General features: G+C 40.2%; 18 protein-coding genes, 1 pseudogene and 1 riboswitch. Of the genes and pseudogenes, 6 read left to right on the forward strand and 13 right to left on the reverse strand.

Features of this window, described 5'->3' with window-relative positions; translation table 11 throughout:
- From QT16_RS20580 to QT16_RS09135, 3 genes and pseudogenes are all read right to left on the reverse strand, one after another.
- A pseudogene (locus QT16_RS20580) lies at window positions 1-712 on the reverse strand (helix-turn-helix domain-containing protein); the annotation flags it as partial.
- A gap of 103 nt (window positions 713-815) precedes the next feature.
- Window positions 816-3,965 carry an efflux RND transporter permease subunit gene (locus QT16_RS09130; protein WP_039488133.1) on the reverse strand — a complete coding sequence of 1,050 codons (3,150 nt, stop codon included), beginning with the start codon at window positions 3,963-3,965 and terminating at the stop codon, window positions 816-818.
- A gap of 2 nt (window positions 3,966-3,967) precedes the next feature.
- Window positions 3,968-5,146, reverse strand: a complete 1,179-nt coding sequence (locus tag QT16_RS09135; RefSeq protein WP_039488134.1) for an efflux RND transporter periplasmic adaptor subunit — start codon at window positions 5,144-5,146, stop codon at window positions 3,968-3,970.
- A gap of 169 nt (window positions 5,147-5,315) precedes the next feature.
- Between QT16_RS09135 and QT16_RS09140 the strand changes: the two genes are divergently transcribed.
- Entirely contained in the window at window positions 5,316-5,579 is a 264-nt protein-coding gene (locus QT16_RS09140) for a YkgJ family cysteine cluster protein (protein ID WP_007375812.1), read from the forward strand.
- Window positions 5,580-5,739: 160 nt separating this feature from the next.
- Here the strand turns inward: QT16_RS09140 and QT16_RS09145 are convergent, their stop codons facing one another.
- Complete coding sequence (locus QT16_RS09145; RefSeq protein WP_039488136.1) at window positions 5,740-7,593, reverse strand: TonB-dependent receptor plug domain-containing protein; 1,854 nt, start codon at window positions 7,591-7,593, stop codon at window positions 5,740-5,742.
- Window positions 7,594-7,933: 340 nt separating this feature from the next.
- Between QT16_RS09145 and QT16_RS09150 the strand changes: the two genes are divergently transcribed.
- Entirely contained in the window at window positions 7,934-8,422 is a 489-nt protein-coding gene (locus tag QT16_RS09150; RefSeq protein WP_039488138.1) for a peptide-methionine (S)-S-oxide reductase, read from the forward strand.
- Between the two features lie 519 nt (window positions 8,423-8,941).
- On the opposite strand, the gene QT16_RS09155 is transcribed toward QT16_RS09150, so the two are convergent.
- The 4 genes from QT16_RS09155 to QT16_RS09170 form a co-directional block, all read right to left on the reverse strand.
- Window positions 8,942-9,493, reverse strand: a complete 552-nt coding sequence (locus QT16_RS09155; protein WP_024595193.1) for a DUF4136 domain-containing protein — start codon at window positions 9,491-9,493, stop codon at window positions 8,942-8,944.
- A 108-nt stretch (window positions 9,494-9,601) separates the two neighbouring features.
- Entirely contained in the window at window positions 9,602-12,379 is a 2,778-nt protein-coding gene (locus tag QT16_RS09160) for an Mks condensin complex protein MksF (protein WP_039488139.1), read from the reverse strand.
- Complete coding sequence (locus QT16_RS09165) at window positions 12,376-12,924, reverse strand: condensin complex protein MksE (RefSeq protein ID WP_039488140.1); 549 nt, start codon at window positions 12,922-12,924, stop codon at window positions 12,376-12,378. Before QT16_RS09165 ends, QT16_RS09160 begins: the two co-directional genes overlap by 4 nt.
- 3 nt (window positions 12,925-12,927) lie before the next feature.
- Entirely contained in the window at window positions 12,928-14,199 is a 1,272-nt protein-coding gene (locus tag QT16_RS09170; RefSeq protein WP_039488142.1) for an MksB family condensin complex protein, read from the reverse strand.
- 222 nt (window positions 14,200-14,421) lie between these two features.
- On the opposite strand from QT16_RS09170, the gene nhaD reads away from it, so the two are divergent.
- Both nhaD and lysC read left to right on the forward strand, forming a co-directional pair.
- Window positions 14,422-15,669: a sodium:proton antiporter NhaD gene (gene nhaD, locus QT16_RS09175; RefSeq protein ID WP_033028739.1), complete on the forward strand. Its 1,248-nt coding sequence runs from the start codon at window positions 14,422-14,424 to the stop codon at window positions 15,667-15,669.
- Between the two features lie 101 nt (window positions 15,670-15,770).
- Window positions 15,771-15,943, forward strand: a riboswitch (Lysine riboswitch).
- Between the two features lie 75 nt (window positions 15,944-16,018).
- Window positions 16,019-17,410: a lysine-sensitive aspartokinase 3 gene (gene lysC / locus QT16_RS09180; RefSeq protein ID WP_039488143.1), complete on the forward strand. Its 1,392-nt coding sequence runs from the start codon at window positions 16,019-16,021 to the stop codon at window positions 17,408-17,410.
- Window positions 17,411-17,460: 50 nt separating this feature from the next.
- Here the strand turns inward: lysC and QT16_RS09185 are convergent, their stop codons facing one another.
- A complete protein-coding gene (locus QT16_RS09185) occupies window positions 17,461-18,228 on the reverse strand; it encodes a 4'-phosphopantetheinyl transferase family protein (protein ID WP_039488145.1) in 768 nt (255 codons plus the stop codon).
- Window positions 18,229-18,369: 141 nt separating this feature from the next.
- Between QT16_RS09185 and QT16_RS09190 the strand changes: the two genes are divergently transcribed.
- Window positions 18,370-19,692, forward strand: a complete 1,323-nt coding sequence (locus QT16_RS09190; protein WP_039488146.1) for a sodium-dependent transporter — start codon at window positions 18,370-18,372, stop codon at window positions 19,690-19,692.
- Between the two features lie 95 nt (window positions 19,693-19,787).
- Here QT16_RS09190 and QT16_RS09195 read toward each other — a convergent pair whose 3' ends face one another.
- Both QT16_RS09195 and QT16_RS09200 read right to left on the reverse strand, forming a co-directional pair.
- Window positions 19,788-20,768, reverse strand: coding sequence for a 2-hydroxyacid dehydrogenase (locus QT16_RS09195; protein ID WP_039488147.1), 981 nt, complete (start codon window positions 20,766-20,768; stop codon window positions 19,788-19,790).
- A 100-nt stretch (window positions 20,769-20,868) separates the two neighbouring features.
- Window positions 20,869-21,429: a glutathione peroxidase gene (locus QT16_RS09200; protein WP_039488149.1), complete on the reverse strand. Its 561-nt coding sequence runs from the start codon at window positions 21,427-21,429 to the stop codon at window positions 20,869-20,871.
- A gap of 121 nt (window positions 21,430-21,550) precedes the next feature.
- Here QT16_RS09200 and QT16_RS09205 point away from each other — a divergent pair, with 121 nt between their 5' ends.
- Entirely contained in the window at window positions 21,551-22,432 is an 882-nt protein-coding gene (locus tag QT16_RS09205; RefSeq protein WP_039488150.1) for an NAD(P)-dependent oxidoreductase, read from the forward strand.
- 1,238 nt (window positions 22,433-23,670) lie between these two features.
- Here QT16_RS09205 and sbcB read toward each other — a convergent pair.
- Both sbcB and QT16_RS20430 read right to left on the reverse strand, forming a co-directional pair.
- Window positions 23,671-25,116 (reverse strand): exodeoxyribonuclease I, encoded by a 1,446-nt coding sequence (gene sbcB / locus QT16_RS09210; protein WP_039488152.1) that lies wholly within the window; start codon window positions 25,114-25,116, stop codon window positions 23,671-23,673.
- A gap of 353 nt (window positions 25,117-25,469) precedes the next feature.
- A complete protein-coding gene (locus QT16_RS20430) occupies window positions 25,470-26,651 on the reverse strand; it encodes a hypothetical protein (RefSeq protein ID WP_052201205.1) in 1,182 nt (393 codons plus the stop codon).
- Between the last annotated feature and the right edge of the window lie 113 nt (window positions 26,652-26,764).

Consider the following 26,764-nt stretch of genomic DNA (forward strand, 5'->3'; position numbering starts at 1 on the left):
TTAGGATGCTTTTTCATCCAATGTTTACTAAACGTAGTTTTTGTATAACTACGCTTAGGCTTAACCAATAAATGTTCATTTTTCAGGTAACTAAAGAAAGCGTCTCGACCTAAACTTATGCCTTGCTCTATGAATTTGGGTTTAAGTAGAAAGTATAATTTTCTTCCGCCTAAACGCGGCATAAAACGCCGTATTTCCAATACCATCGCTTTAACTGGTGCGAGTTCAATCGCACGCAATTTAGCTCTGCTCTCTCGTTGATATATCGCTTGTCTCGTTATACCAAGCAGCTTGCAAGCACGTTCTAAGCTAACTATTTTTTGCTTTTGAAGGCTTCTTGCTCCTTGGCAATATACTTTTTTCGAAGGCTTGTCCCATGCTCAGCGTCAAGAATATTAACCACTTCATTGAGTAACAGGTTACTTAAATGCTCATCTTCAAGCTCTCGTTCGAGGCGTTTTATTTTTTGAGCGGGACTTTCTTTGGCTTTAGGTGATGTAGGCATAGTTATCTTAGGTGATTGAGTCCAATCCATCTTACCGTGTTTTCTTAACCAAGTAAGCACGGTAGAACGACCTTGTATGCCATAAATTTTTTGGGCTTGTTTATAAGTCATATCGCCTTTTTCTACAGCGTCGACAACTTGTAATTTAAAGCCTAATGAATAATCTCGTTGTGTTCGTTTGATCGGTGTATTATTTGACTTGGTCATAATAAATCCTAAATGTGTAAACACATTTCAGGACGAGACATAAGCTAAAAATAAAAAGCTCGGCATAATATGCCGAGCTTTTTTGGTTGGGATATTACTTAATTTAGCTATTTGTAGGCGCTGGTTGGGCATCTACTAGTGGTGGCTTGCCACGCATTTTACGAACTAATCGTTTAGCATCTTCTAGTGCAACATACTGGCACGGTATAAGTATCAGTGTAATTACTGTGGCAAATAACACACCAAAAGCAAGTGATACAGCCATTGGGATAACAATTTTAGCTTGTAAACTCGTTTCAAAAATAATTGGCATTACACCAATAAAGGTAGTGATTGAGGTGAGTAGTATTGCTCTAAAGCGACGAGCACCGGCTTGTACTACAGCATCTTTAATTGCAACACCTTCGGCGCGGGCTTTGTTTACAAAATCAACCATAACGAGGGAGTCATTTACGACCACACCCGCTACAGCAATAATGCCAAACATAGATAAGCTGCTCATAGTCATACCTAAAATCATATGGCCAAACATCGCGCCAACTACACCAAACGGAATAACCGACATTATAATAAGTGGCTGCGTGTAAGAGCGAAGCGGAATGGCTAACAAGGCAAATATAATCATCATTGATATACCAAAATCACGAAGCTGCTCTGAAGCGCTATCCATTTCTTCTTGAATGCGCCCAGCTACATCACTTGTAACGCCAGGGTAGCTTTTAAGTAATGTTGGTAAGTATTCATCACGAATTTCCTCAGCAATCGCAAATGGTTCGGCTTTGTCGGTATTTACCGCAGCCCATACGTTTACAGTACGTTTAGAGTTTTCGCGGCGAATACGGTTTACACCGTCAACCAGCTTAACTTCGGCTATTTCGCTAAGTGGTACTTCAGCGCCTGTAGGCGTAATAATACGCACACTTGCTATGTCACTTATTGAATTACGTTCGTCTTCTGGATAGCGGATCATGACTTTAATTTCTTCGCCTTCACGCAATATTCGCTGCGCTTCTAAGCCGTAGTAACTAAAGCTAACTTGCGACGCTACATCAGCAAGCGTTAAACCCATGCTGTAAGCGAGTGGTTTTAAATCAAGTTGCACTTCGTCGGTAGCGCTTTGCATTGAATCGTTTACGTCGCCAACGCCTTCCATTGTTTGTAATTTGGCTTTTAATTTACCTGCTACTTCTTTTAGCTCGTCAGCATTTTTGCCTTCAAGTTTAAAACTAACGTCGCCATCATCTCGACCGCCATTCATTATACTGTCTTGAATGGTCATGGTTTTAATGCCTGGTAGGGCGGGCATTTGCTCACGCCATAACGCACTTAGGGCAAAGGTATCGATAGGGCGTAAATCAGGCTCTACCAAAATGGCCATAATATTTGCTTGCGTTCGTCCGCGCAGACTTACCGATAAATCGCGGATCATCGGTTTACCGTATTGCTCTTGTAGTTGCTGATCGACCTTTAACAACACGCTTTCTATTTTTCGTGCGGTTTCAAGCGTTGCTTGCTCAGATGAAGCAAGGTTCATTTCTATATCAATACGCGGAAAGTCGTGCGGTATTTTAGGGTTTGGTACAAACTTAACTAAACCACCTGCAAACATACCTGCGCTTACAATAAGCAAACACATAAAGCCGACAATCACTGTATAGCGATAATGAATACAGCGGCTAACAAAAGGAAGGTAGTAGTTATTCACAAAGCCTTTTAAGCTGCTATCAATCACCATTCGTAAGCGATGTAATAGGTTTTTAGGATTTGGTTTACGCGGGTTCATTGCTGCAATATGCGCAGGTAAAATTAGTTTTGATTCAATGAGTGAAAAAATCAAACATAAAATAATAACGCCACCAATTGCCTTAGAAAAAGCAGCGCCAGGGCCGGTAGCGAGTGTTTGTGGTAAAAATGCCGCAATGGTAGTTAATACACCAAAGGTTGCTGGCATCGCAACGCGTTTAACACCGCGTACTACGTTATCAAGTGTGTGGCCGTATTTTTCTATTTCGGCACTGGCTGACTCGCCCACAACTATGGCGTCATCAACAACAATTCCGAGCACAAGTATAAAGGCAAAAAGAGAGGCTAGGTTAATTGTTACATCTAAAAAGCCAATGGGCATAAACAAAAAGGCACCTAGAAAAGACACCGGTAAGCCCATCATTACCCAAAATGCCAAGCGCAGCGGTAAAAATAGTGCCAGCACTATCATTACTAACAAGCCACCCCAAATCATGTTATCGACCATCATATCGAGTCGACCTTCAAGGTAGTAAGTTAAATCAACAATAGGAGATAGCTTAACGCCTGCAGGTAAAAGTGGCTCTTTAGCCGCCATGTAGCTTTTAAGAACTTTTGCTACATCGGTAATATCTTGATCTTTTGATGCGTTTACTTCAAACGAGAGTGAATTTTTACCATTGTATTTTGAATATTGTAGACCTTCTTCAAAGCCGTCGTTAATGGTTGCTACATCGCCTAAATAAATTTGTGCGCCATCAGCAAGGGTAATAAGGGGGAGTTTTTCAAACTCAAAGCCACGGTAGGCTTGTTTTTCAACACGCATCGAAATATAACCATTTTCAGAGCGTATTTGCCCCGCCGACATATTTGCCGAAAAGTTTTGCACCGCGCCTGCAATATCTCTAAATGTTAATCCGTACTCGCGTAATTTATCAGGGCTGACTTCTATACCAATTTCGTATTCTAAGCCGCCGTTAAAATTAACAAGGTTAACGTGAGGCAGTGCTTGTAACTCGTCTTTTATATCGTTGCCAAGCTCTTTTAACTGGTAATTACTCATGTCGCCGTAAAGCGCGAGTATCATTACCTCTTGCTCAAACTTATCGCGGCGCACAACAGGGCGCTCCATCCCCGCAGGAAAGGTGTTTATTGAATCAACTTGTACTTTAATTTCATCAAGTACTTCTTGTGGATTGTATTGCTCTTCTATTTCAATCCACGCTTGTGAAAAACCACGGTTAGAGTACGTAATTAGGCGTTTAATGCCTTCAATACCTTCGAGGTTTTCTTCAACTTTTATGGTTATGCCTTCTTCAACCTCTTGCGGGGCTGCACCTGGGTAAACTGCTTGTACGCTTATCCAGTTGCTTTCAAACTGTGGGAACATTTGTTTGCGAATGGTCATCGCCATTAAAATACCGCCCACTAATATAAATATCATTAGTAGGTTGGCTGCAACGGGATTTCGGGCAAACCATGCTATTAACCCTGTTTCACGAGTGTTCATGATTATTCCTCTTTCAGCGCAAGTTGAGTTACATCAGTTTTATCAGGCGCAATATCTTCAATTTTTACTGCCATACCTTCAGTTGGGTATTCAAGCGCTGAGGTAACAATTTGCTCGCCATTGTTTAACCCTTGGCTGGCTATAATCATGCCGTTTTGTTCGCGTATAATATTGAGGGTTTTAAACGACAATGTTAAGTCGTCATTTAAAATTACAATTTTATTATCTTTAACTAAGTGGTGCGCAACAATAATTGCGTTATCAAGCGGGCGACCTTCAATGGTAGCGTTAATGTACGAACCAAAACGAAGAGGACGTGTTTTATCGCCATAAGGTGTTGCAAGTTGTGCTACCAAATAGCTCATGCGGCTTGTTTGATCAACCACACCTTCGGTGCGAATTATTTTGGCTTGCCACATTGTTTGTTTACCTGCGTATTCTGCGTTAAATGTAACATTTGAACCTACGCCGCCATTTTTTAAATATTGCAGTTCTTGATCGGCAACCGGTAAACGTACCTCTGCAACTGAGGTTGCGCTTAGTGCGCCAAAACTATTACCTGGGTTTACTACTGAACCCAAGCTAATTGTGCGCTCATTAATAATGGCATCATAAGGGGCTTTAATATAAGTACGCTCAAGATTGCGGCTAGCACGTTTAACACTTGCTTGAGCAGAGCGGTAACGCGCTAATTTTTCGGCCAGCTGTGGTTTTCGTAAATAAAGTTCTGATGCAATAGCGTCGCTTGAGTCTGACTTAATGCGCTCCCACTCAGCTTGAGCGACATGTGCTTGCGCGCGTTCTATTTCAAGTGCTGAGCTTGCTTGTGCTAAACCCGCTTGCGCTTCAATAAAGTCTGCTTCGTAATCATTTGCATCAATTCGTGCTAAAATATCGCCTTGCTTTACAAACGCGCCTTCTACAAACTGATCTGATACCGAAATAACTTGCCCGCTAACTTGTGCTATTAGCTCGGTACGATACTTTGGTTTAACAATGCCGTACGATTTAACATCGAGCGTTATAGAATCTAAAAGTACGCTTTGTGTTGCTACTAAAGGACGTAAATCTTGCTCTGGCTTTTCTTCGGGTGGTTTTTTCATTGCCATAAAGGCGAAAGCTAAAGCAATACCGCCTGCTAAAACAGCGATTGGGAGTATTATTTGTTTTGTAGTAGCCACAAGGCATTCCTTCATAATTGGTGGTGACAGAGCAATAATACGCAATAAAGTGTTTACAAGCTGTTTTAAGATGTAACAAAGCATTACATGTGTGTGTTACAACTCACTATGCGACTAATTAAGTGCCTAAAAAGAAATTAAAGTAAGTGTTTTTTATACCGAGGAAATTATGAAAACCGAATCGATGAATTGCAGGCTAGGCTGCGGCGCATGTTGTATTGCGCCAAGTATTAGTTCGCCTATTCCAGGTATGCCAAACGGTAAAAAAGCCGGAGAGCGTTGTATTCAGCTAGACGAACGTAATTTATGTAAGTTATTTGGTGATGAAAGTCGCCCAAAAGTATGTAGCGATTTTAGCGCCACGCTTGATGTGTGCGGATCAACAAATGCACAAGCTCTAGCGCTTATTACAGAGCTCGAAGAGCTCACTTAGTGAGCTATTAAAATACACATCTATTTACACTTATCTATTAGTGAGTATTTATTTTAAGTAATTAAAAGCTGCGCTTTTCACGCGAGCAAGCTCTGCGTCTACCGCCAAAGTGTAGGTTTGTGTCTGTTTTTGCAGACGTGAAGCTTGCTTACGTTACTAGTTACCAGCTATACGTTGCGCTTAACGTATATTGCTCACCGCGTCCTGGTGTACCTGGTATTTCTTCAAACGACTCATCCCATAAGTTATCTGCTGCTAAGGTGATAAATAAATTACTCAACTGTGGCGGCGTTATTTTAAGGGTTAGCTGGGTAAATAACGCGTTGTCATTGCCGTTTCTAAGTGCATTTTTGTGTTGTGTACGCCACTCGTTATCTATTCTAAATTCTAAAATATCAGTTGGGTTGTACACGGCGCCAAGTGTTAAACGGTGATCAGGAAAGTTTAACGCGTAAAAGCTGGCATCAATATCGGCTGCGCCGTAGTTTTCTGATTTATGTAAATAAGTGTAGCTTGCTATAAGTTTTGTTGTATCAAAGTGCTTAGTCGCTAAAAATTCAACCCCTGCAGTATCAATATCAACTGGGTTTGCAAAGCGCGCAGAGCTTGAATCAAAATTAAACGTCCAATCGGTTAAGTTGTCATCTTTGCGATAAAAAATAGCCGAATTAAGTTGCCAAGTTTGCTCGTCAACTAATAAACCCAGCTCTAGGCTTTTAGTCGTTTCGCGCTCAAGGGTGTAATTACTTCTAAATAACCCGCCTGAATCACTTCCGCCAATGGCGGTATAGCCTGCCACTTGGCTCGCCTCTGCGTACGATAAATAAAACGTGCGCTCAAAACCTTTGCTGTTTTGTGTATTAAGCGTTATATCACCAATAAGTGACAGTTCAGAGTCGTCTCTGTTTGTATCGTCAAACGCAGCACCTAAACGAAATGTAAGTTGTTTATTATCCTCAAGCGCCATTTTGTATTCAGGCAATACGCTTAATTTATAATACTTACGAGAGGTAAAGTTGTTTTCAAGTGTGGTTGATTCAATCGAGTCATCGATAAATTGTGCAGAGTAATTTACAGCAAATACATCGCTTTGAGCATGATGCCCCGATAGCGCTAACGACTTAACTTCACTTTTATGAAAAGCTTCAAATGCACTAGGATTTTCGCGAGAGTAAATATAGTGATCGTCGTGTGTGCGGTAATAAGCCGACACTTCAAAGTTACTATCCTGCGCATAATTTTGCTTATGGTTTAGCATTAATAAGCGGGTTTCTAGCTCTTCTGTTTCGTTAACGCCAAATGGTGTGTACAAATTTGGCCAGCCAAAAAACTTATCTTGTGAGCCAAAAAACAAATCGGTTTGAGAATCAGCGCCAGCTAATTGAACGCGACCCGATGCACGCGTAAAGTCGTGATCGCCGTTATCAATAGTGCCATCGCTTTGTGAGTGAGAAATCTCGCCTTCAAAACCAAGCTTCCAATCCTTTGCGCCTTCTAGGGGCATACTTACACCCGCATGTAAGCTTTGTAAGTTAAAATCATTTGTGCCAGTACCTACCGATACACTGCCGCCCGTGCTAATTGGTTTCCAGCCAAACGATACAGTGCCTACAGAGCTATTAGCACCATTAAGTGCATTGTCTGCGCCTGTTAAAATATAAGGGCCGGTTAGCATTTGCGGTGCAATGGGTATTTCAGCAAAATAATGCCCAGATTGCGGGTCAAGCAGGGTAACGCTTCCTACTCTAAAACCGGTGTTTTCAAAAATACCACCGCGTATAGTTACATCGGCCTGCGCCTCAGCCATATTACGCGATTGAAGGTCAACACGAGGGTCATATTCTAAATTAGAAATAGGCGAGTCGAATGTACCGACTGGCAACTTATTTGCAGTGGGTGAGGCCTCAACCGTTATTTTCTCGATTGCCGACTCATCAGATAGCGTATTAGCATTAGCAAATGCAGTAACGCTGCATAATATTGCAGGTATTATAATGTGTGGTGTGCGATTCATGTGTTTCTCATCATTTTTTATTTGTAGCTGCGGTTACAATTAATTTCAAAGCTTATATTTGAGCATGATAAAATAACTAAATGTAACAGCAGTCATTTTGTGCGCGATTGTACATCAATTTGTTAATAACTGCATTTGATAACCATTTACGTAATACCGGCTTTATTAAAAGCATGGTCATTCTATCGTATTAAATAGCGCACTCACTGCGTTAAAAATTATTTATATAGAACAACTATATGTCATAATTTTCGCCTTGTTATTGCGCTATTTTCTTGGCGCTATAATAGAACACTATTTTAATGCAATCGGTATAATTACTTATTAGGTAACATTTATAATGGATACTAAAGAATATAATACTATTTACTTTGCTGGTGGCTGCCTGTGGGGCGTACAAGAGTTTTTAAAGCACTTACCTGGTGTAATAAGTACTGAAGCAGGTCGCGCTAATGGTACAAGCAAAACCACTGAAGGCGAATACGATGGTTATGCCGAATGCGTAAAAGTCATTTTTGATTTAAAAGTCGTTAGCCTAAATAAGCTGTATGACTACTTTTTTGAAATTATTGACCCATACAGTATTAATAAACAAGGGGATGACGTAGGCCCTAAATACCGCACTGCCATTTATAGCAAAAACCAAAGCCATTTAGACGCAGCAAGCAATTATATAAACAAGCGCAGTGATGCCGATAAAATTGTGGTAGGGGTAGAGCTGTTAACTAACTACGTGCCAAGCGATCCTGAGCATCAAGACCGACTAACTAATCACCCTGATGATTACTGCCATATACCGCTTGAGTTACTGCATAAGTATAAATCGTAAATTTAACGCGGTGTTTTTTTGTAGACGTGCAGCTTGCTGACGTGATGAGCGCAGCTCGTGATTTAAGGTTGAATATAGCGCTATAAAAAGTAAGTAATTAGAAGCTATCGCTTCTCGCGCAAGCAAGCTTAGCGCCAACAGGTAAGTTTAATATAGTGTTTTTGTAGACGTGCAGTTTGCTGCCGTGACGAGCGCAGCTCGTAATTTAGGGTGGAATATAGCGCTATAAAGTAATTAGAAGCTATTGCTTCTCGCGCAAGCAAGCTTAGCGCCTACGGGTAAGTTTAATATAGTGTTTTTGTAGACGTGCAGTTTGCTGACGTGACGAGCGCTTCTCGCGCAAGCAAGCTTAGCTCCTACGGGTAAAGTTAGACGCGGTGTTTTTTGTAGACGTGCAGCTTGCTGACGTGATGAGCGAAGCTCATAATTACTTTATTTCAAAAGTTCCAAAAATACACACCCACAAAAAAGCTCACGTACTGTGAGCTTTTTTAAAACTTACTTATAGCTAATTTTAACTTACTGCTGTTTTTGTGGCGGGAAGTTACTTAAAATTTCGCTCACTGTTTTATTAATTGATGCTTCACGTTGTTCTGGCGATTGATTTTTCTTTAATCGACCTTCTTTCGCGCCGCGCCATACTAGCTGGTTAGATTCACGATCCACAATATCAATAATCAGTGTGCCCACTTCGTATTCACGCGCGGTTGTATCACGTTGAAAACCAGTACCCCAATAACCCCAATGCGGGCGGTAGTTTACATTAAATGTATCTACTTCAAGCTCTTTGTCTACCGATGCATGATAGTTAACAAGTACATCAGCATTTGCTGCATCAACTAAGCTCATACCTAGTGTTTGGCTCAGTTCTGCGTTAACGGCAGTGCGAACACGTTTTTCCATTAGGCCATTAATTTGGTAGTTATTTGTGTCTTTAGTTAGGCTGGCGTTTTCTACCCAAGCAAATGTTTTAAAATTACTAAAGTTGGCTGATTTATCGTAATCCCAATCAGGGGTTTGTGTACAGGCTGTAAGTAGTGCTAGCGCTGCAACAATAAGTATATTTTTCATTACGTTTGCTCCAATAAAATGCATTAATTTAAAATAACACACATAGTTTAAATGTGTATTATTTAAACGTCCTATATTTTAGTTTAGTTGGTTTGCCTTAACGGCCAATTAATTGTGTTCAACTTCAATCCAATCTTTTTCATCTACCCAGTTTTGTGCACCGTCTTTTACCGAGCGAATCGGCACAATGTAGTCACAACTTATTTGTGGCTTAACTGAGGCAAATATAGGCACAAAACCAAAGCTTAGTGCGGTTTCTATAATCGCTTTTTGATTTTGTGGGTCAATGTCGGCCGCTTCATCTATATAAATTGGTATACGGTATAGGTTTTGTTCCTGATCGCTTAATAGGTAACGAATAAACAACATGCCACACAATAACTTAATCGTAATACGTGTGCCGTTTGAACCCGCCGAATCTATTTTTTCAAAGTGCTCTGTTTCACCTGCGCGGTTAACCACTTCAAATCGAATATCAAATAAATCGGTAAGTGTTAAACCCGCTTTATCTGAGGCGAGTTTAATTAAATGATCTTTCGCTTCGTTTACCGCACTTTCGCTGTACGGTTCTTGGCTAAGTAAATCAAGTGTGTCACCTTGCTCAAACTGATGCGACGTGCTGATAATGGTATCTATACTATCAACCAGCATTTTGCGCGGTATGACGTTAATTTTAAACGCTTGCAGATTTGAAATACGGTGCTGGCTTATGCCTTTATTAAAGCTGTTCATTTCGCGGCGAAGTCGGTCTAAATCTTCTCGCAAGCCTTTAATGGTCGCAGCCACTTCGGTAAGCGCAACACGCGCTTGGCGCTCAACAGCATCGCGTTCGTTATCAATATTATGAAAGGCGCTTATTAGCTTTTGGTATTTAGTGTATTCGTCGTTTTCGTTGTCGAATTTAGTAATACCCGCGTTATATACATGCAAATAGGTGTTGCGCACGTTTATATCAAAATTACGCAGCTCTTGGCAGTCTTTATTAAAATGATGAACCAGGTCGCTTAAGTTATCAAAGTCGACCGTAATATCAATCATGTACGGGGTTACTTTACCGCTGTATAAATCAAGCGTGTGGTCAATTCGCTCGCTTTTAACTTGGCGTAAGCGCTCAGTTTGGCGATTAATTTGCTCTTGTTTCGATTTAATTAACGAGCGACGATCGGCAATTGAGCCACTATTTTTTTGAATATCTTGCAGGTAGTCGTCAACTTGTTCGCGCTCAGCTAATAACTGCTCTTTTAACATAGCTTGCGCTTCAACCGATTGCTGCATTACATCAAACTGCTCTAAGCGTTTTAGGGCGCTCTCAGCGCTCATAAGCTCATCGTATAACGCGTCTTTTTCTTTTTGCTTGTCGGCAACGTTTGCTGCAACATCGCGCTGTTGCTTAAACTCTTTAAGTGAATGCTCAAGTGCATTTAACTGAGCGGTTAATTGCTCTTTGTTTTCGCCGCTTTGCATTTGCACAGGCGAGAGCTTTTTAAGCTTAATGCTCGCACCTGGTAGCGTTAATACGCCGCCTTTAACGTTTTCGCTAAGTAGCGATAAAAATTCACCAAATGCATCTTCATCATCAATGGTTATATCGCCATTAGTGGTGGTTGCAAACGAGAGAATATCTGGGTTTAAAATCCGCGATATTTCTTCTACTTCTTTTAACGAGAGGTCTTCGCGCATGCGGGTAAACAAATTAAATTCAAGATTTTTAAGTTGCAGCTTTAGGCTCTTAATTTGTTTTTGTGTTTCGCTGATGCGGTAGTCAAGCGTGTGTAGGCTTTGCCCTTGTGCGCTGGTTATAGAGTGCGAAAGCGACTCGTAATCTTGCTTTAACTGAGTCAGGCTGGTTTTGAGCGTGGCTTTATTTACTAGTTCAAACTCGCTTTTAAGCGCATCGTAATCTAAGAACCACTGCTCAATTTGAGTTTGTCTGCGCTCTATATCACGCGATTGCTGTACGTATAGGCTTTGTTTTTGCTCAAACTCGTGTTTTTCGTGCTCTATATCTTCAAGGGCAATGCCCAACTCATTAAGTTGCGATTCTTGATAGGTATCAAAATCAATCAGTGCTTGGTCAATTTTAGGCGCATACGCCGCTAATTTACCTTTAAGCACGGTTTGGTTTTCAAGCATTGATTCAAGCGCGGCTATTGGCTCTTGCATTGACTCAAGGGCTTTTAATTCGCGTTTTGAGCGATTTACTTTATCAAACGAGCGACGCCATACTTCATAAAAGTCGACCTTAGAGTTCGACATATGGCGTTCAAACACGCGTAACATAAAGCGTTTTACGTCGCTTGCGCCTAATTTGTGTAAGTTAAGAATACGTCTAAATATTTCTTTATAAATAGAGGAGTCTTGGACATTATTAAGCGGGATCATTTTTAGGTTAATGTCGCCGTCAAAAGGCGTTGCGCCGCCAGTAAGTAGCGCGTTTAACTCTTGTGCTTTAAGCTCAATAGGGTTGTAGTTAAGCGATTTTAAATGGTTGAACAGCTTGGTAAATTTAATAATAGTTTTACCTTGCGTGTACTGTTCTAAATCAAGCTTACCTTGATAACAAAAGTACTGATGCGCGTAACCGGCAATTTTACCAAGTCCTGCAACTCCAATTACTACCGAGCCATGAGGCAAGTTAGCTTCTAGTAAAATGTACGACTGATCGGATGAAAAATAAAACTTACGGGTTTCATCTAAATCGTGTCCGTCCCATTCTGTTAAGCGTAAATCGTTAATAAGCGGGAACTGCAGGGCGTTAATAACCGAGCTTTTACCTGTGTTATTAGGCGCGCAAATAGAGCTGCTTTTATCAAGCGGGATCACACATTTTGCATAGCCTGCGGTGTTAAGTAGGGCGAGTTTGCTTAGTCCGTATAGATTTTTCATTCCTCGTCCTCTGTTAAATAGGTTTCTTCGTTTACTTCCATGAGTGCATCTATGTAGCGGTGAATTGGCGCTTGTAGCATAAAGCCGCCTTCTACTTCACGGGCTAAACCTAAGCGCACCATGCGCAGGTAAACGTCTTTACGTAGGTCCGATCCCGAAAATATCTCAAGCTGATCAAACAAATGTTTGTTAATTTGCACCAGCGTTTGCATAAGCTCTAAATCGTTTATGTCGTCAAACAATGCGCGCATTGGGTCTTTACCCGTATTGGCGTAGTGCTCAATTAAAATGTAAATGGTGAGTGCGATAGCGCGAGATATTTTGCCCATATTTGGCGTGCTTTCATCGCTACCAAAATAATAAAAGCCACGGCTGTCGTGTTTTAAATCGTTACCTAGGGCGGTAAATAGGGCGGTGTAGTCTTCTATGTGTTGGTCAAGCTCTTGCCACATTACGTTGTCTTGCTCGCAAATGTGATAACCCGCTACTAATTTTTTATTAATGGCTTGTAGATGGGTTAGCTCGTCTAAGTTTATGTGTGTCATGGTTTATTTACCTGCCTTTAAATCTGGCTGAGGCTCTGAATTAAATGGATATAAAGAAAAGTGCTGACCGGCAATTTTTACGCGGGCTTTTTCATCGCTTTGAATTATTTTAATATCGCTGTCGCTGACCAATTTTTGATACAAAAATAGCATTTCGTCGGCATCGAGATCTGGATAGCTTTCGTCTAAAAATTGCAGCAAGGGCTGCGGCTTTTTGCGTTTTTTATTAAAGCGCTTAGCAAAGCTGGTTTTAACATCGTTGTAGTCAGGAATATTAGGTGTAACAAATGCAGGCACGTCTTGCTGGTCAGGCAATTGGTATTCTTCGTGTTCAAATTCAACCAAGCTTGCCATGTAAGCCACAATATGGCGTTGCTGACCAAGCGAATATCGCTGTGCGTCGCTCACAAAGTGTGGCTGTACAGCACTTAGCATATTGTCTACGCCATTTTTACGTACAAGCCCAAGTACTTTGGCTGCTTGGCGAGTAATTAAGTTATTACGGCGTAGCTCCTCGCGCAGTGGCATAAGCATATCGGCACTTTTACGTAAGCTTTCTCGGCCCATTAAATGCATTTCGAGTATACGGGTACGTAATTGCTCCAGCATACGTTTATCGTTATACGCTTTACCTGAGCGCTCAATGTGCAGTATTTGCTTACTTATTTGCTCTTCAATGAGGGTAAAACATGCATGAAACTCACCACGAATATCAACCATTTCAAGCATTGGCTCTATGTATTCATCAAAGGCTTCTATTACCGCTTTATAACGCTTTTGCAGCGATTGCACTGCATTATTTGATTTGGCTTGTTCAACAATATTTAAAATAGCGTTTTCGTTGTGCGTATAGAGCTTCATTATTTTACGCACCCGATCATCCATAATGCGGCTGTAGCGGCGTAAATCGTCAAAGTCTTCTATTTCGCCAGCGTTATCTAGGCGGTTACCTAAACGAGCTAGGTCCTCTACTAATACGCTAATTTCTTGCGCTAAACCTAAATGCTCTTCTTGCAGTAAAAAAGTAGCAAAATCAGCAATAGCACGATTTATTTCAAGCTGAGAGGATTTAGCCAGCGGAATTAAAATATCTTGGTTTAACAAACGATTTGTTTCTTTATAAATGCGTTCGTTTGACCACGTAGGCTGCTTTTGCTTAATCGCGTTTTGTACGTCTTTTAGGCTAAAGTCAGCCATTTTAAAACGTTTAAATAATAGCTCTAATACACCCCAATGTTCGGTTATGGTGTTTAGCAGCTTTTTAGCTGGGATCATAAGGGGTTACAACATCCTAGTATTTTATTATTGAGTTCTTTTAGAAGACTCATTATTACGTATTTTTAATTAACCTTGTCTGTATATAGTATTCGTTTTTAAGACCATTTAATAATAGTTTTTGCATAGAGGCAGTGCTAAAATTCGCGCCGAAAATAGGCACATGAAATGGAATGTTATTTGTGTGTTCTTTAAAACTATATCAAAGGTTGTTTAACTACCATGGTTTCCTCGATTATTCTAACCCTGATAGCGATTGCATTTTTACTGATCGTTATAGAAGATATAATCCACGTAAATAAAGCTAAAACCACGCTGTTTTTTGGTACACTTTGCTGGATTCTTCTTTTTATATACCCCCTACACGGGCAAAGCCCCGATACTATTCAACATCTTTTAAATGAAAATATTTTAGAAATTGCCTCATTATGGCTATTTTTAATGGCTGCAATGACCTTTGTAGCGTATTTAAATTCAAAGGGGTTTATAGAAAATATTGTGCACCGTGTTATGCCAAAAAGTATTAGCGAAAAAAAGCTCATGTTTTTGGTGGGTGGTTTTGCATTTTTGTTTTCGTCGATTTCAGATAACGTAACAGCTACGCTTATATCGCTTGCGGTTGTTATGTCGTTAAAACTTGAACCTAAAAAGCTCATTAAATACGCCACGCTTATTGTGTTTGGGGTTAACTCAGGTGGGGTATCGCTAATAACAGGTGACGTAACCACACTGATGATATTTTTAGATGGCAAAGTAACCATAGCTCATTTATTACTACTTATAGCGCCAGCACTTGCAAGCGTTATGCTGCTTGCCGCGTTACTGTCTATCGGTATGAAAGGGCGTGTTGAGTTTGCTAGTGCAGGTAAAACCCGCATTGAAAAAACCGACATAACCATTGCTGTTATATTTTTATCTACCGTAGTGAGCACACTTACGCTGAGTGTAATTTACAGCGTACCGCCTCTATTAACCTTTTTGTTTGGCTTATCAGTGATGTTTTTAGTGGCGCAATTTTTAATGCGCAAAAAAGACATAAACAAAGACATAATCGATTTTGTTCGCGATATAGAATACGACACATTATTGTTTTTTGTAGGCGTACTTTTACTTGTAGGCGCACTTAAAGAAATTGGTATGCTAAGTAAATTTACCGACCTATACACGGTAATGGCACCTGAGTACGCAAACTACTTAATGGGCATATTATCAGCAGGGGTCGATAACGTACCGCTTACCGCTGCATTATTAAAAGCCGATATAGTAATGAGCCAACAACACTGGTTGTCGTTTACGTATGCAACGGGGGTGGGCGGTTCAATGCTTATTATTGGTTCGGCTGCGGGCATTATTGCCATGAGTAAAGTTAAAGCGCTTACCTTTATGAGCTACTTGCGTTTATCGCTACATTTATTAATTTGTTACACGGTTGGATATGCGGGCTCGTATTACATGGGCAGTTTTATTTAACCCATAAATTATTAAATGCTTGACAGCTAGACGTCTAAACGATAACTTTCAAAGCCCCGCTACTTAGTGGGGTTTTGTTTTATTAGCCACTGGTTAATAAAGCATTCAGAAGAGGTGCGATACTTAGGTACTTAATGTTAGGCGACGAAAGCCGATGATCATTAAGGAGGGAAGTACTCGCCGAGGAAAATAATGATACGTCGTCATTGTTTTTCGGTTTATGGGGCTGAATCCTCAAAACTGTCACCAATATAGGTGGAGAGCTTCTGGCAGCGGACTTATCTTCAAGCATTCCTTTGCCAAGTTCTTCTTGTTTTATTGCGGTTTGGATACCGCGAAAGGAGACTAAATGACTACCCAATCAGTGCCACAAACTGTATCAGGCGCAAAATCAGATTACATCGTTGCCAAATTTGGCGGAACCAGTGTTGCAAATTTTGAAGCGATGAGTCGCTGTAGCGAAATTATTGTTGCAGATAAAAGCGTACGTATTGTTGCCGTGAGCGCCAGTGCCGGCGTAACTAATCACTTAGTTGCACTGTGTAAATCAAGCATTACCTCAAGTGAGCGCCAAGAACACATAAACGGCGTTCTTGCTATTCAACAAACTATTTTAGATGAATTATCGCTAGATGCCGATTTAGCGGTTGGCTTTAACGAAACCTTAAAAGCGTTTCAAACATTGGCTCAAGAGCCACTAACAACCGATCAGCAACACGACGAGCTACTTAGCTTTGGTGAGCGTTTATCGTCGTTTTTATTTGCTCAGGTGCTGCGTTTACAAGGTTTAAATGCCGATCGCTTTGATGTGCGCAAGGTGCTTAAAACCGACAGCCAATTTGGTAAAGCAACGCCCAATGTTGCAGCCACAGCGCAAGCCGCTAAAGAACATTTAATTCCGTTATTAGACGCTCAAGTAATTGTGACTCAGGGATTTATTGGTAGTGACGAATACGGTCACACCACAACGCTAGGACGTGGTGGTTCAGACTACAGCGCTGCATTACTAGCTGAAGCAATTAACGCTAAAAGCGTGCATATTTGGACCGACGTAGTGGGCATTTTTAGCACCGACCCGCGTTTGTGCGCAAAAGCGACGCCTATTGCACGCTTAAGTTTTGACGAAGCCGCTGAAATGGCAACCTTTGGCGCAAAAGTATTGCACCCCGCGACTATTTTACCAGCAAGCCGTAGCCACATTAACGTGTTTGTAGGTTCTAGCCGAGAGCCTGAGCGTGGCGGTACGTGGATTGAGCGCGAAAAATCGCAGCAACCAGGTATACGCGCAGTAACGCAACGTAAAAACCAAATATTGCTTACCCTTAAAAGCCCAGAAATGCTACTAGCAAGCGGCTTTTTAGCACGCGTATTTACATTATTAAGTGAATACAATATATCGGTAGATTTGGTAACTACATCAGAAATCAGCGTAGCCATAACCCTTGATAACGCGCAAAACGCCTCGCGCCCAGAGCTTGATCAAGAATGCCTAGATAAGCTTGCAGAGTTTTGCCATGTTTCGGTAGAAAACAACCTAACATTGGTGGCACTTATTGGCTCTGAGATTCAATTACGCCAACACGAAATGAACTTAATGAGTGTACTAAAAGACTTTAACATTCGATTAATTTGCCACGGTGCTAGTAAGCACAACCTGTGCTTTTTAGTAGAGCAAACTGAGTCAGATAACGTAGTGCAGTCTATTCATAGCCGTTTATTAGAAAACGATTTTGCTGCGTAAATAACTGTTATTCAGGAAAGCGATTTATTAAAGTTAACTAGTAAAATCACTTAACAAAATTGATTAATAAAGTCAGTTAATAAAAAGCATCGCCAGTCGGTGCTTTTTTTATGCACCACACTCACATCAAAACAAGCATTACTGTCACTGCTATCAACTACAGTAACGCGATTACTGCAAGCACTCAGCTTTGCACTATTTAATTCGTCAAACACATTAGGGCTAAGTAATTTTGCAATAGGGCGGCTGGTGGCTTTAGCAAGTGACTCTTTTAATGTCCAAATTCTAAAAAACGTATCTGCTTGGGCTTGGGTATTAGTAGGCTCGGTAATAAGTGTAATTTCATCATTATGATAAAAATGCTTAGCGAGCTTTTCAAACGGGCGCTTTAGGCTTACTTTTTCAATATCAAACCCAAACTCACTTTTATCAAAATTTAGCGCGACCCCAACTAAACCATGCGAGTGCGAAATACAGGTATTAATAACATCACCATTTACGTGTATTTGCAGCTTTGAGCTTGCCTCGTCAAATTCGGTACTTATTTTATTAAGGGCTACACGCGCATGTTGCGGCTGCGCTACTTTAATAAGGTGTTTTAACAATAACCGCGTCGCTAAATACTCTTGCTTAGCTTGTGGGCTTTTACGGCGGTTTATAATGTTTAACTCAAATGGGCTTAAGCAATCGGGCAAATTAAAGTCACTAAGCTCAAGTGTTTTAGCATTAAATAATAAAATACTGTTACTCGCTAAAGACAAATTTGCCAATTGAGTTGAAGTAATACTCAAGGCGTTTTTAAAATAGTGTTCAGTCATAAAAGCCCTAAAGCAAAAGAAGTCGCTGATATTGTGAGCGGTTAGTGCCACTAATAAAGGCTGGGTACAATTTTATTACTCAGCTGGCATGAAATATGGTTTAATTCACAATAATCAAAATAATAACAGATTTGTAGATGTATGGCACAAGTGCGTGATGGGTTTCAAAGCCGACTTGGTTTTGTTTTAGCCGCTGCTGGCGCAGCAGTGGGTTTGGGTAATATTTGGGGTTTTCCTACGCAAGCGGCCAACCATGGCGGCGGTGCTTTTTTACTGGTTTATTTTATTGTTATATTTTTACTTGCGCTTCCTGCGCTATATACCGAACTTTATTTAGGTCACAAAGCACAAGCTAACCCGGTAAAAGCATTGGGCGACGCATGGCAAAACACTAGCCGTAAAGTAGGTGCAGCAGCCGGTTACATAGGCCTTGCAGGCGCAGTTGTTATGCTAAGTTTTTATTCAATAGTGGCAGGGTGGATGCTTTCGTACGCTATTGAACCTATAACAACCTTTTTAGGTTTCACAGGCGCAAGCGAATTTTTACATAGCGACTCAGTGCTGCGTAATTTTGTATTTACGCCGCTTATGCTTATTTTAACTGCCAGTATTATTTTAAAAGGGGTTAAATCAGGAATCGAAACTTGGTCGCGCCGTTTGATGCCACTTCTGCTTGTGCTGCTTGTTGGTTTAATTGCCTACATTGCAACACTTGATGGCGCAAGCGAAGGCTTTGCCGCGTATTTAATCCCTGATTTTAGCCAAATACTCGACCCTAATTTAATTATTGCCGCAATGGGGCAAGCGTTCTTTTCGCTCTCATTAGGTGTGGGCTGTATGATGATTTACGGCTCGTATTTACAGCCAGATGCTAATTTACCAAAGCTTACCGCAGGTGTTGCACTACTTGATACTGGCGTTGCTTTTTTAGCGGGGTTACTTATTATTCCTGCTATTTATGTGGCGCAGCACAACGGTGTTGAAGTATTTAGTGGTGGTAAACTGATTGGCGAAGGGCAGCTAATTTTTGCTATTTTACCTGAGCTATTTAGCACCATGGGCGAAATTGGCTTATTAGTTGGTTTATTATTTTTTGTATTAATGTCTATCGCATCGGTTACGTCAACAATATCGACGACTGAAATTCCGGTAGCGTTTTTAGTCGAAAACCATAACGTTAGTCGCAGCAAAGCAACGTGGGCAGTAAGCGCCGTTGTTCTTGTGTGTGCAAGCGCCATTATATTAAATTTTGATTGGTTATTTGGTTTGGTAATTATGCTATTTACTCAATACCAATTACCGCTTATGGGTTTATTTTACTTTATTACGGTAGGTTGGATGTGGCAGCGTGGTAATAAATTACATCAAGCAACAACAGGCGTACATTACTGGTTTGCTCAGTATATTCGTTTTGTTTGCCCAATATTAATGACCTTAGTATTTGCAAACGTTGCCTTTGGATAATTTTATCTAAACCCTAAAAATAGATTAATAAAGCGAAGTGAGTTTAAAACGCACTTCGCTTTTTTATACCTGTAATTTAGGTATAGCTTATGTCTTTATAAAACCTCATTAGTTAAAGGTTTACCTTCACTTACTTCAAGCGCGTTAAGTAGGGTTGTGTTTGCTATTTCGGTTAGTGCTTCTTGGGTAAAAAAGCCCTGATGCCCCGTTACCAATACATTTTTAAAGCTCACTAAACGCGAAAATATATCGTCTTGGTTTATTTCGTCACTGTGGTTTTTAAAAAATAGCTCCGACTCTTGCTCGTAAACGTCGAGCCCTAAATACCCTAATTTTTTAGTTTTAAGCGCATTTATGCATGCTTTGCTATCAAGCAGTGCACCTCGTGAGGTGTTAATAAGCATAACGCCGGTTTTCATTTTACTAAACGCCTCATCATTTATTAAATGATGAGTTTGCTCCGTTAAAGGGCAATGCAAAGAAATCACATCGCTTTGGCTAAGTAAGGTGTCTATATCGGTAATTGTATAATTGCCAAGTTGTGCGTATGGGTCGCACACTAATACATTAGCGCCAAAGCCATTTAAAATATTGCACAGCGCAAGGCCAATTTTACCGCAACCTACAATACCCACTGTTTTATTGTGCAAGTTAAAGCCTAGTAATCCGTTTAAATCAAAATTGTCTTCGCGTACGCGGTTATACGCTTTATGGGTTTTACGGCTAAGCGTTAGCATAAGTGCTATACAATGCTCGGCTACGGCCTCAGGGCTGTAAGCCGGGACGCGCAATACCTTTAAGTTATGTGCTTTTGCTGCAGGTAAATCAACGTTATTAAATCCTGCACAACGCAGCAAAATAGTATTTATGCCTTGGCTTGCCAGTTGTTCAATAACAGTGGCGTTTACGGTGTCGTTTACAAATACGCATATGGCATCAAACCCGTTTGCTAAAATAGCCGTTTGTTCGCTCAGGGATTGCTCAAAATACGTTATTTTTATATCACGGTGATCGCGTGTACTTTGTTCAAAAAAAGGCAGTTCGTACTTTTGAGTACTAAAAAAAGCAATATTCATGGTAATAGCCTCAACGCTTAATAAGTATCAATACAATAAACTACTTTATAAACCTGTGCTTTAGTAACGCGCATTTTATTGATTTAAATTAAGCCCTAATTTATGCCTTAGCCGACGTAAACAAAGGTATTTTTGATGCTACCTTTTTACCACCTCTTGCAGCGCTTAACTTTGCGGCTTGCAGTAAGTTATTTTCTATTACTTGTATAAGTGTTTCGGGCTTAGTACGTGGTGCATAGCGTGCAACAAGTTGCCCTTGTGAATTAATTAAAAACTTAGTGAAATTCCACTTAATTGCACGGTTTTGCGAAATACCCCGCGTATGCGACTTTAAATAATTAAACAACGGATGTGTTTCTGGTCCGTTTACCATTACCTTACCAAATACCTCAAACGAGATATTAAATTGATCTTGGTAAAAGTCTTTTATGGCTAAATTATCAAGCGGCTCATTTTGGCCAAACTGGTTACAAGGAAACGCAAGCACAGTAAAACCATTGCTTTTGTATTGCTGGTAGATCTTTTCGAGTGCGTTTAATTGCACCGAAAAATTACACTTACTCGCTGTATTAACAATAAGGACGGTTTTGCCCTGTAACTGGCTAAGAGGAAAATTTTCGCTGTTATAAAGTGGTGCATTAAATTGATAAATACTGTCCATAGGTTACCTACTTACCTTTCCCGTTAAGGAAATTTTATAAAGACTTTCATTCGCTTTTTTATCGACCGGTTGACATAATCGAGGTCTAGTTTCTAAGTTATCAGTTAAATAGGTCATTTTTATGTCAATGAAAGTCGCATTTATAGGTTTAGGCGTAATGGGTTACCCAATGGCGGGGCATTTAGCAAAAGCAGGGCACAGCGTATGCGTTTATAACCGTACTCAAGCTAAAGCACAAACGTGGACTGCAGAACATTCAGGAAGCCTTGCATCAACCCCGCGCGAAGCTGCCAGTAATGCCGACATTGTATTTATGTGTGTTGGTAACGATGACGATTTACGCTCAGTAGTGTATGGCGACGACGGCGTGTTAGCGAGCATGTTACCGCACACTGTTTTGGTTGATCACACCACAACCTCAGCTGAAGTAGCACGTGAAGTGGCTGCAAAAGCGGCTCTGCAAAATATCGACTTTATAGATGCGCCTGTATCGGGCGGACAAGCTGGCGCCGAAAACGGCGTATTAACGGTTATGGCGGGTGGCAATGAAGCCGTATTTGCTAAAGTGCAGCCAGTAATGGCGGCGTTTAGTCGTTTTAGCCAACTGTTAGGCGGCGTTGGCTCGGGACAACTTTGTAAAATGGTTAATCAAATTTGTATTGCTGGTGTAGTGCAAGGTTTAGCCGAAGGCTTACATTTTGCCAAGCAAGCTGGGCTTGATGGTGAAAAAGTAATAGAAACAATATCTAAAGGTGCAGCCGGTTCGTGGCAAATGGAAAACCGCTACAAAACAATGTGGGCGGGTGAATATGAATTTGGTTTTGCCGTAGATTGGATGCGTAAAGATTTAGGCATTGCACTCGATGAAGCTAAAAATAACGGCGCTACTTTACCAATGACCGCAACGGTCGATCAATACTACGCCGATGTACAAGCACTCGGCGGCGGCAGATACGATACCTCAAGCTTACTAGCACGCATTGAAGCGCTACATAAAAAGTAACGCTGTAGACGCGAAGCTTGCTTGCGTGACGGGAAAGCCCGTAAAGTGACTTATTCACAAAGAGGTTATGAGGCGCTGCGCTTTTAGAGGAAGTAATAGATCTAAAAAGTTATTGTTTTTATGTCTTCTCATTTACTCCTCATGCGCTTCTTTTGTGAATAGTGTTTTATTTAAGTAATCAAAAGCGGTGCTTTTCACGTGAGCAAGCTCAACGTCTACCGCCAAAGTTTAACTGTGGGTTTAATTTGTAGACGCGAAGCTTGCTTGCGTGACGGGCAAAGCCCGTAAAGTGATTTATTCACAAAGAGGTTATGAGGCGCTGCGCTTTTAGAGGAAGTAATAGATCTAAAAAATTATTGTTTTTATGTCTTCTCATTTACTCCTCATTCGCTTCTCTTTGTGAATAGTGCCCTATTTAAGTAATTAAAAGCTACGCTTTTCACGTGAGCAAGCTCGACTCTTACCGCCAAAGTGTAACTGTGGGTTTAATTTGTAGACGCGAAGCTTGCTTGCGTGACGGGCAAAGCCCGTAAAGTAATTTATTCACAAAGAGGTTATGAGGCGCTGCGCTTTTAGAGGCAGTGATAGATAAAAAAATTATTGTTTTTATGTCTTCTCATTTACTCCTCATTCGCTTCTCTTTGTGAATAGAGTTTTATTTAAGTAATTAAAAGCAGTGCTTTTCACGTGAGCAAGCTCGACTCTTACCGGCAAAGTATAGCGGTGTGTTTAACTTGTAAACGCGAAGCTTGCTTGCGTGACGGGCAAAGCCCGTAAAGTAATTTATTCACAAAGAGGTTATGAGGCGCTGCGCTTTTAGAGGCAGTAATAAGTCTAAAACGGTTGTTGTTTTTATGTCTTCTCATTTACTCCTCATTCGCTTCTCTTTGTGAATAGAGTTTTATTTAAGTAATTAAAAGCTGTGCTTTTCACGTGAGCAAGCTCACCATCTACCGTCAAAGTGTTGATATGAGTTTTACTTGTAGACGCGAAGCTTGCTTGCGTGACGGGCAAAGCCCGTAAAGTGATTTATTCACAAAGAGGTTTAGAGGCGCTGCGCTTTTAGAGGCAGTGATAGATAAAAAAGATTGTTGTTTTATGTTTTCTCATTTACTCCTCATTCGCTTCTCTTTGTGAAATAGATTTTGCTTTGTTTGAAGTGGTACAGATATTTATAAACAAAAACGCGACGCTTTATTGCTAAAGCGTCGCGTTTTTAATGCGTTATACAAACAAAATTACATGCTTTGTGCGTAGTTATACAGCGCCTTTAAAATTGTAAGATTTTTTTCGCTGTCGTCATGTTCATGCGCTAGGTTTTCAAGGGTGATCATAAAATCTTGCGCATTAATCGATGGTTGATCTTCCCCGTGCATTAACTTGTTTTGGCAGTACTGGCGCCATTGGTCAAGCTCTTGTTGGTTTAGTGTTTCTGGCCAGTTACGAGCGCGGTATCTAAACAACAACGTATTGAATTTTTTATCTTCAAAGTCTAAATTCAAACCGGCTAATTCATCTGGTTTAGCATCACGAATAATCGCAAACTTAGCTTTATCGGCATGGCTTGTAAAACCATCGTAAAGTAAGTAGTCAACGTTAGTGGTTGCGCTGTAATCGCCTTGCTCGTTAAACACTTCGGTTACTTTATCGCGAAGCTCGGTATTGGCTTTTAAAATAGCTAAGTTAGCTAAGCACTGCTCGCGGTTAATCCCTAGGCGGGCGGCGTTTTCAGGCAATAACGTTTTAGCTGGGGCTAAAATAGGGCACTTGTTTAAATGCACTAGTTTTAAGCCAACAGGTAATTCACCCTCGGCTAAATCTACACGTTTAGTGTATAAACGTTTGCGTAACTCTTCTACGTTTAAATCAATGAGTACTTGCGGGTTTTGAGTTAAATCAAAACAAATAACCGCGTTTTTATTTACCGGATGAAAGCTCATTGGTGCAACCCAGCTTGTACAGCCTTGTGTTGCAGGTATGCGCGACGTGGTATGCACCAGCGGCGTCATGTTAAATACATCAACCAATTCAGCAAGGGCTTTTTTATTACGCAGCCCAAAAAAGAAGTTATATAGCTTTGGCTGTTTTTCTTTTATTAGTTTAGCCAGTGCAATAGTGGCGGTTACATCGCTTAGTGCATCGTGCGCTGCGGCGTGTTCAATACCATTGGCTACCGTTAAATGCTCTAACTTAAAGCTTGGGCTGCCGTCTTCTTTTAACGGCCATTCAATGCCTTCAGGGCGCAGCGCATAACAAGCACGTACTAAATCAATAATATCCCATCGGCTATTGTTATTTTTGTATTCACGCTCGTATGGGTCGTAAAAGTTACGGTAAAAGCTATAACGGCTTACTTCGTCATCAAACCGAATACTGTTATAACCGGCAACACAGGTGTTTGGCACGCTAAATTCGGCATGAATTTTTGCTATAAACTCAGCTTCAACTAAGCCTTTTTTCATCGCCACTTGTGGCGTAATACCCGTAATTAAACACGCCTCAGGGTGAGGTAAGTAATCCGCTTGCGGCTTACAATATTCAATAAGCGGCTCGCCAATTATATTTAAATCAAGATCGGTACGAATACCCGCAAATTGGCTCGGCTTATCCTTTTGAGGGCTCGCCCCCCAAGTCTCGTAGTCGTGCCAATAGATTGTTGCTTGATTTTGCTCTTGATATGCCATGCTGAAAACCCTGAGTAGTTAACTTAAAAGCGCCTAAATACGCGCCAAGTTACTAAAATAATGAATTATTTAGATTATGGCATATGGGCGAGGGAGTTTATAGGTTTGGGTGATAAATGATGTGTTAGTAGAATTTGCTTTAGCGAGTGAAATTAAGGCTTGAGCGAATATTAAGATAAATCAGAATTATTAATTAAAATACAAGTTAAATATAAATGGATTAAAACGCCAGTAAGAACTACTGAAGGGTTAAAAGCTATTCCTAGTAAAAGTGGCATACCCATATATTTGATAAAACTTGTAAGAGAACAAATAAAAGAAAGCCTGCGGAAGCGGGCTTTCTTTGACTGAATTTATTTACTCTTAAGCGAACTAAGTAATTTACCTATTTGGTCCATACCATCAAAGGTACTAGGTAGGTTTTCTGCATCGCTGATAATACCACTGAATATAAGGTTCTCGAATTTTTCAAGGGGGTTCGATTCTTTATCGCCTTTAACGTCTTTTGAATAATCAGTATAACTTTCAATAAACTGGCAAAGCGTTCGTCTTAACTCAATTTGTAATATTTGAGCTTTGACTGATTTATAATTTTGTAAAATCACTCTAAAAAAATAAATAAGTATGACTTCTAATGAAATAAACGGGACGAGTTTGAGCATATGATTCAGTGCGTTTTTTTCTTGTAATATTGTTTCTGGGAGCAAACTAAAAATTGTGCATATGAGTGGAGCTATCATCACTAATCCCATGACAATCAAACCTACAAAAAGTGAGTATGCCTCTTTTTCTTTCTGCTTTAAAAGATTGTGGAAGCCTTCTGAAAGACCTGCAAAATTTAGGTGCGATTGTTGGTTTTTTAGGGTGTCCTCTAATCTTTCAACTTTTGTTTGTCTAATTTCTAATTTTTTATCTAATTTGGATATCTGTTCATTTAAGTTATCAGAGTATTCTTTAATTTCCTCTAAAGTTTGACTTGCGGCTTTCTTTTTTTCATCAAATTCAGAGAATAACTTTATCTCTTCGGAGTTGTATAGATCCTTTAAAATATCATAAGGTACAGAAAATATTATTTTATTTAGCTTCTTTCTAAAATTAGAGCTATAAGATTCATTCTTTGAATTATTAGCAATATTGGTTTTTATTTGATCTAATAAATGTTCATTGAAAAGGGTACTATGTGCAGGTTCATCATTTATTCTAAAATCGACTTCATAAAATAATCTTAAAGAATATAAATACATTGTTTCTATTGGGTTCTGTAACCCTCTTTCAGTACTACCTTCTAGATCATTAAAATATTTGCACATACCCAAGAGCTCTGTCGAGTTCTGCGCTTGTAATAAAGATAATGAATCCCATGTTTTAGGATGGTTATAAATTTCTCTAATTATCGATAATGAATCAATAAAGAGAATAAAATTATCGTCGCTAATTCCAAAGTCAATTTTAAATTTACACCTTTCATCAGCACCCCAATATTTATTTAAAATACCTTCTAGCACCTTGAGGTTATTTTCTGCTTCAAAAAACATAATTAATCCTTTAATTTTATTGTTGTTAGTCTTACATCTCATTACCCGCAAAATGATCTCACAACAAGCGAATAAGTTACTACTTTTGTATTAATTCAACTGAGCAGTTAGAA

The organism is Pseudoalteromonas distincta, assembly GCF_000814675.1.
GTDB classification, from domain to species: Bacteria; Pseudomonadota; Gammaproteobacteria; order Enterobacterales; family Alteromonadaceae; genus Pseudoalteromonas; species Pseudoalteromonas distincta.

Coding starts and splice junctions, on each gene's coding strand:
- QT16_RS09190 (WP_039488146.1), top strand. CDS start 18,370: ATGGCACAAGTGCGTGATGGGTTTCAAAGCCGACTTGGTTTTGTTTTA.
- QT16_RS09145 (WP_039488136.1), bottom strand. CDS start 7,593: ATGAATCGCACACCACACATTATAATACCTGCAATATTATGCAGCGTT.
- QT16_RS09130 (WP_039488133.1), bottom strand. CDS start 3,965: ATGAACACTCGTGAAACAGGGTTAATAGCATGGTTTGCCCGAAATCCC.
- sbcB (WP_039488152.1), bottom strand. CDS start 25,116: ATGGCATATCAAGAGCAAAATCAAGCAACAATCTATTGGCACGACTAC.
- lysC (WP_039488143.1), top strand. CDS start 16,019: ATGACTACCCAATCAGTGCCACAAACTGTATCAGGCGCAAAATCAGAT.
- QT16_RS09140 (WP_007375812.1), top strand. CDS start 5,316: ATGAAAACCGAATCGATGAATTGCAGGCTAGGCTGCGGCGCATGTTGT.
- QT16_RS09195 (WP_039488147.1), bottom strand. CDS start 20,768: ATGAATATTGCTTTTTTTAGTACTCAAAAGTACGAACTGCCTTTTTTT.
- QT16_RS09165 (WP_039488140.1), bottom strand. CDS start 12,924: ATGACACACATAAACTTAGACGAGCTAACCCATCTACAAGCCATTAAT.
- QT16_RS09205 (WP_039488150.1), top strand. CDS start 21,551: ATGTCAATGAAAGTCGCATTTATAGGTTTAGGCGTAATGGGTTACCCA.
- nhaD (WP_033028739.1), top strand. CDS start 14,422: ATGGTTTCCTCGATTATTCTAACCCTGATAGCGATTGCATTTTTACTG.
- QT16_RS09200 (WP_039488149.1), bottom strand. CDS start 21,429: ATGGACAGTATTTATCAATTTAATGCACCACTTTATAACAGCGAAAAT.
- QT16_RS09185 (WP_039488145.1), bottom strand. CDS start 18,228: ATGACTGAACACTATTTTAAAAACGCCTTGAGTATTACTTCAACTCAA.
- QT16_RS09150 (WP_039488138.1), top strand. CDS start 7,934: ATGGATACTAAAGAATATAATACTATTTACTTTGCTGGTGGCTGCCTG.
- QT16_RS20430 (WP_052201205.1), bottom strand. CDS start 26,651: ATGTTTTTTGAAGCAGAAAATAACCTCAAGGTGCTAGAAGGTATTTTA.
- QT16_RS09155 (WP_024595193.1), bottom strand. CDS start 9,493: ATGAAAAATATACTTATTGTTGCAGCGCTAGCACTACTTACAGCCTGT.
- QT16_RS09160 (WP_039488139.1), bottom strand. CDS start 12,379: ATGAAAAATCTATACGGACTAAGCAAACTCGCCCTACTTAACACCGCA.
- QT16_RS09170 (WP_039488142.1), bottom strand. CDS start 14,199: ATGATCCCAGCTAAAAAGCTGCTAAACACCATAACCGAACATTGGGGT.